Source organism: Bradyrhizobium sp. MV1.5, assembly GCF_055807615.1.
In genome coordinates this window covers 97,297-102,648 of record NZ_JBVVPL010000023.1, presented here as the reverse complement: position 1 = coordinate 102,648, position 5,352 = coordinate 97,297, and the positions used below count along the sequence as shown (strand labels likewise).

The 5,352-nt window shown below is 63.9% G+C and carries 6 protein-coding genes; 3 read left to right on the top strand and 3 right to left on the bottom strand.

The window, feature by feature from the left end; genetic code table 11:
* Window positions 1–72: 72 nt before the first annotated feature.
* From AC0L2J_RS21675 to AC0L2J_RS21665, 3 genes are all read right to left on the bottom strand, one after another.
* On the bottom strand, window positions 73–1,350 hold the full coding sequence (locus AC0L2J_RS21675) for an acyl-CoA dehydrogenase family protein (RefSeq protein ID WP_007593713.1): 1,278 nt from the start codon (window positions 1,348–1,350) through the stop codon (window positions 73–75).
* Between the two features lie 305 nt (window positions 1,351–1,655).
* Window positions 1,656–2,036 carry a VOC family protein gene (locus tag AC0L2J_RS21670; RefSeq protein ID WP_063993157.1) on the bottom strand — a complete coding sequence of 127 codons (381 nt, stop codon included), beginning with the start codon at window positions 2,034–2,036 and terminating at the stop codon, window positions 1,656–1,658.
* A gap of 107 nt (window positions 2,037–2,143) precedes the next feature.
* The gene (locus tag AC0L2J_RS21665; RefSeq protein ID WP_007607980.1) at window positions 2,144–2,923 is read right to left on the bottom strand and encodes an SDR family NAD(P)-dependent oxidoreductase; all 780 of its coding nucleotides are present in this window, start codon (window positions 2,921–2,923) and stop codon (window positions 2,144–2,146) included.
* Between the two features lie 167 nt (window positions 2,924–3,090).
* On the opposite strand from AC0L2J_RS21665, the gene AC0L2J_RS21660 reads away from it, so the two are divergent.
* From AC0L2J_RS21660 to AC0L2J_RS21650, 3 genes are read left to right on the top strand one after another with little or no spacing between them, the layout of a single operon-like run.
* Complete coding sequence (locus tag AC0L2J_RS21660) at window positions 3,091–3,879, top strand: enoyl-CoA hydratase/isomerase (RefSeq protein WP_473394077.1); 789 nt, start codon at window positions 3,091–3,093, stop codon at window positions 3,877–3,879.
* Window positions 3,876–4,862, top strand: a complete 987-nt coding sequence (locus tag AC0L2J_RS21655) for a phosphotransferase family protein (RefSeq protein WP_473394074.1) — start codon at window positions 3,876–3,878, stop codon at window positions 4,860–4,862. Before AC0L2J_RS21660 ends, AC0L2J_RS21655 begins: the two co-directional genes overlap by 4 nt.
* Before the next feature lie 3 nt (window positions 4,863–4,865).
* Window positions 4,866–5,237, top strand: a complete 372-nt coding sequence (locus AC0L2J_RS21650) for a DUF6285 domain-containing protein (protein WP_473394070.1) — start codon at window positions 4,866–4,868, stop codon at window positions 5,235–5,237.
* Window positions 5,238–5,352: the final 115 nt, after the last annotated feature.

Sequence of the window (5,352 nt, the reverse complement as noted above, 5' to 3'; positions counted from 1 at the left end):
CACCCGGATTGCATCTTCGATGCAATCCGACCTCTCCCCGCAAGCGGGGAGAGGGAAAAGACAGCCAGTTGATCACGCCATGCTCAGCTCGTGGCGTCCCACCACCATCCAGTGCACCTCGTCCGGACCGTCCGCGAAGCGGAGGTGACGAACGTCCTGGTACATTTCGGCCAGCGGGGTCCAGTGCGAGATGCCGGTGGCGCCGTGCATCTGGATCGACTGGTCGATGATCTTGCAGGCGCGCTCCGGCACCATGGCCTTGACCATGGAGACCCAGACGCGAGCCTCCTTGTTGCCGAGCACGTCCATGGCCTTGGCGGCCTTCAGCACCATCAGCCGCATCGCCTCGATCTCGCAGCGCGCCTGCGCGATGATCTGCATGTTGCCGCCGAGATGGGCGATCTTCTTGCCGAAGGCTTCGCGGGTGAGGCCACGCTGCACCATCAAATCGAGCGCCTTCTCGGCCTTGCCGATGGTGCGCATGCAGTGATGGATGCGGCCCGGGCCGAGCCGAAGCTGCGAGATCTCGAAGCCGCGGCCTTCGCCGAGCAGAATGTTCTCCTTCGGCACGCGCACATTGTTGAAGCGCATATGCATGTGGCCGCGCGGTGCGTGGTCCTGGCCGAACACGTACATGGGACCGAGCACCTCGACGCCGGGCGTGTCGCGCGGCACCAGGATCTGCGACTGCTGCTTGCTCGGCGCCGCATCCGGATTGGTCTTCACCATCACGATGAGGATCTTGCAACGGGGATCGCCGACGCCGGAGATGTAATACTTCTCGCCGTTGATGACCCATTCGTCGCCGACGAGCTTTGCCGTCGTCGAGATATTCTTGGCGTCCGAGGAGGCAACGTTCGGCTCGGTCATCACATAGGCCGAGCGGATCTCGCCGTTCATCAGCGGCTTCAGCCACTTCTCCTTCTGCTCCTTGGTGCCGACGCGCTCCAGCACCTCCATGTTGCCGGTATCCGGCGCCGAGCAGTTCATGCTCTCCGAGGCCAGCGGGCTCTTGCCGAGCTCCGATGCGATATAGGCATAGTCGAGATTCTTGAGCCCCTGGCCGGTCTCGTCGTCGGGCAGGAAGAAATTCCAGAGGCCTTCCTGCTTGGCCTTGTTCTTGGCCTTCTCCAGCACCTCGAGCTGCTTCGGCGTAAAACTCCAGCGGTCTTGCTTGCCTTCGCCGGCCTTGGCGAACTCGATCGACATCGGCTCGACGGTATCGCGGATGAATTTCCTGACGTGATCATAGAGCGGTCGAACCTGGTCCGACATGCGGAGGTCGTTGAGCTCGTCCCCGGGATTGAGGGTGTAGTTGGTGGTGCGGGGAATATAGGTGTGTTTTGTCATTGTTCCTCCCGGGGTCGCTGAGATCGTGTTGAGCCGGAGAATAGTCGCAGCGTCGCCAAAGTGCGAGCGCGCATTTTTCCAACGCGAGCCATGCCACGTGATGGAATATCGCTAGGGCGTTTGAAATGTTGTTTGAATGATATCGCCAACACCCCGATGTCGTCCCGGACAAGCGCAGCGCAGATCCGGGACCCATAACCACAGGGAGGAGTTTGACGAAGACCCGGAGTTACGAGTTTGCGCCACAACCACTCCCTGTGGTTATGGGTCCCGGCCTTCGCCGGGACGACACTGAATATGTCGATCTAATTCGCCATCCGATGCATCGCGCAAATCTTGTTGCCGTCGAGGTCGCGCAAATACGCAATGTAGAGGTTGACGCCGGGACCCTGGCGGATGCCGGGAGGATCTTCGCAAGGAACGCCGCCGGCGGCGATGCCGGCCGTATGCCATGCATTGACCTGCTCCGGCGAGTTGGCGGCAAAGCCGATGGTGCCGCCATTCGCAGGCGTTGCCGCCTCACCGTTGATCGGCTTCGTCACCGAGAACACGCCGGTCTTGGTGATGTAGAAGATGCGATGGCCGTCGACGCGCGCCGGCCGCACCTCGAGCGTGGTCAGCAAATTGTCATAGAACGCCTTGGCCTTGTCGAGGTCGTTGGTGCCGATCATCACGTGTGAAAACATTTTGCCGTTCCCTCATCTTGTAGCCCGGATGGAGCGAAGCGAAATCCGGGTCTTGTTTGCTTTTTGGCGGTCCCGGATTGCGCTGCGCTCCATCCGGGCTACGAGACTCAAAACGCCGTATAGCCGCCGTCGATCACGAACGTATCCGCGGTGTGATACGACGAGGCCTTGCTCATCAGATACACCGCGATGCCGCCGAAATCACTGGGCTCGCCGAAGCGGCGCACCGGAATACGCGGCATCACGTTGGCCACGAACTTCTCGTTGGCCATCAGGCCTGATGTCATGTCGCTCTTGATCCAGCCGGGCAGGATCGCGTTCGCAGTGACGCCGTGGCGCGCCAGCTCGACGCCGAGCGCGCGGACCAGCGCGTTGATCGCGGCCTTGGTCGCCGCGTAGTGCTCGTTGCGGGCGGTACCGAAGATCGAGGCGAGGCTCGAAGTCGCCACCAGCCGGCCGAAGGGATCGCCGGCCTCCGCGCGCGCGGTCATGTGTTTTGCGGCCGCCTGGAACGCGTGGAACACGCCGTCGAGATTGGTCGCAAACATCGTGCGCCATTCTTCCTCGGTGCGCTCGATGAAGGACCGTCGGCCGCCGCCGCCGATGCCGGCATTGGCAAAGCAGCCGTCGACGCGGCCAAATGTGTCGAGCGTGGCCTTCATCGCGGCATTGACCGAGGCCGGGTCGGTGACGTCGCAGACCCGCGCGTCGACCTTGCCGGATAGCCCCGCCAGGCTCGCGGCAGCGCTGCTGTTCTTGTCAGGATTGCGGCCCCAGATCGAGACATTGCAGCCCTGGCCGGCGAGCGCCTGCGCGATGCCTAGCCCGATGCCGCCATTGCCGCCGGTGATCACGGCGACCCGGCCTGAAAGGTCGAAAAGGTTCATGGCGCGTTTCCTGTTTTTGCTTGGGTCGCGCATCAGCCGCTGCGCGCAAGATTGCTTGCTATGCTCCGATCACCATGGACAAGACCGCGCCAAAAATCAAATATGCGCCCCAGCAAAAGCAATTCCGGTCTGCGAAACTGGCGCAGGCCGCAACTCACGAGGAAACCATGCAGTTCAAACATGTCACGCTCGATCTCGATGGTTCGGTCGCGATCCTCAAGCTCGACCATCAGGAGGTGATGAACGCGGTCTCCGTGGACATGCTGGGCGGTCTCGCGGAAGCGCTCGACGCGATCGAGGAAAAGAAGGGCGAGGTGCGCTGCGTCGTGCTGACGGGCGCGGGGCGGGCGTTCTGCACCGGGGCGAATCTCCAGGGCCGCAACAACCAGTCGAAGAAGACCAAGGCCGGCCTGACGCTCGAGACCGGCTTCCATCCGTTTCTACGCCGCATCCGCAATCTGCATTGCCCGATCGTGACCGCGGTCAACGGCCCGGCGGCCGGCGCCGGCATGAGCTTCGCGCTGCTCGGCGACATGATCCTGTGCGCGCGCTCGTCCTATTTCCTGCAAGCCTTCCGCCGTATCGGCCTCGTGCCGGATTGCGGCTCGACCTGGCTCTTGCCGCGGCTGATCGGCAAGGCACGTTCGATCGAATTGTCGCTGATGGGCGAGCGGCTCCCGGCCGAGAAGGCGCTGGAATGGGGCCTCGTTAACCGCGTCTATGATGACGGCGTGCTGATGGAGGAGGCGATGAAGCTCGCGCGCGACCTCGCCAGCGGCCCGACGGTCGCGCTGTCGCTGATCCGCAAGCTCTATTGGAACAGCCCGGAAAATTCCTTCGAGGATCAGCTCAATCTCGAATTCCAGTGCCAGCTCCGCGCCGGCGACACGGATGATTTCCGCGAAGGTGTTGGCGCCTTCCTGGAGAAGCGTCCGGCGCAGTTCAAGGGCAAATGATCGAGGCGGAGCTTTCCCGCAGCGTTGCGCGCTGGTGCGAGGGGGCGACCGGCGTGACCGGCGCGGCCAAGCTGTCCGGCGGGGCCAGCCAGGAGACCTGGCGCTTCGACATCGCCCATCCCGATGGCGCGATTGGCGCGATCCTGCGCCGCTCTCCGAAGGGGTATGGCGCGGCGCCGACGCGCGCGGCAGGTCTCGGCGCGGAAGCGCAGCTGATGCAGCTTGCCTATGAGGCCGGCGTACCGTCGCCACGCGTGATGCATGTGCTGACGCCGGACGACGATCTCGGCACCGGCTTCATCATGCAGCGGGTCGAGGGCGAGACCATCGCGCGCAAGATCCTGCGCGACGACGAGTTCGCGGCGGCGCGGCCGCTTCTCGCACGGCAGATCGGCGGCGTGCTCGCGAAGCTGCACGGGCTGCCGCTGGACAAATTGCCCGAGCTGCGCAGCCGGTCCGCGACGGAGGAAATCTCTGAGTTCGAGCGCGATTATCGCAGCCTGGACTGGCCCAAGCCCGTGTTCGAGCTGGCGCTGCGCTGGCTGCGCGACCACGATCCGGGTCCTGCCGCCGAGACCACACTGGTGCATGGCGATTTCCGCAACGGCAATCTCATCATCGGTGCCGACGGCATCCGCGCCGTGCTGGACTGGGAGCTCGCTCATCTCGGCGACCCCATGGAGGATCTCGGCTGGGTCTGCGTCAATTCGTGGCGCTTTGGCGAGATCGACAAGCCGGTCGGCGGGTTTGGCTCGCGCGAGGAGTTGTTCGCGGGCTATCAGGCCGCGGGACGCAAGGTCGATCCATCGCGTGTCAAATTCTGGGAAGTGATGGGCACGCTGCGCTGGGGCATCATGTGCGGCGGCATGATGCAGCGGTTTCGCGAGGGCCCGGACCATTCGATGGAACGCGCCATGATCGGCCGGCGCGCCTCCGAGACCGAGATCGATCTGTTGCGGCTGCTGGCGCCGCGCGGGAGTTGACGCATGCAGGACGAGCCGACCCCGATCGAGCTGACCAAATCGGTCTCCGATTTCCTCCGCAACGACATCGCGCCGCTGATCTCCGGCCACCAGGCCTTCAAGCTGCGCGTCGCCATCAACATCCTCGATCTCGTGACACGGCAGTTGACGCGGGAAGAGGGCAGCGATGCTGCGGAGGTGGAGCGGCTGCGTGCGCTGCTCGGCATGGATGGCTCCGTGACCCAGTTGAACCGCCTGCTGGCCGAGCGCATCGCCAAGGGCGAGGTCGATCTCGAAACCCCAGGCCTCGCCGAGCATCTCTGGGCGACCACAATGGACAAACTCGCAGTCGACCAGCCGAATTATGCATCGTACAAGCGCGAGTTGGGGCGGTAGGCAGCTTTGTAGCCCGGATGGAGCGAAGCGCAATCCGGGACGGTCGCGCGACGATGCCAATGCCCCCCGGTTACCGTAGCGGCAAACCGGGGTCACCGAACTCCCACCCAACAGT

Coding starts and splice junctions, on each gene's coding strand:
- AC0L2J_RS21675 (WP_007593713.1), bottom strand. CDS start 1,350: ATGACAAAACACACCTATATTCCCCGCACCACCAACTACACCCTCAAT.
- AC0L2J_RS21670 (WP_063993157.1), bottom strand. CDS start 2,036: ATGTTTTCACACGTGATGATCGGCACCAACGACCTCGACAAGGCCAAG.
- AC0L2J_RS21665 (WP_007607980.1), bottom strand. CDS start 2,923: ATGAACCTTTTCGACCTTTCAGGCCGGGTCGCCGTGATCACCGGCGGC.
- AC0L2J_RS21660 (WP_473394077.1), top strand. CDS start 3,091: ATGCAGTTCAAACATGTCACGCTCGATCTCGATGGTTCGGTCGCGATC.
- AC0L2J_RS21655 (WP_473394074.1), top strand. CDS start 3,876: ATGATCGAGGCGGAGCTTTCCCGCAGCGTTGCGCGCTGGTGCGAGGGG.
- AC0L2J_RS21650 (WP_473394070.1), top strand. CDS start 4,866: ATGCAGGACGAGCCGACCCCGATCGAGCTGACCAAATCGGTCTCCGAT.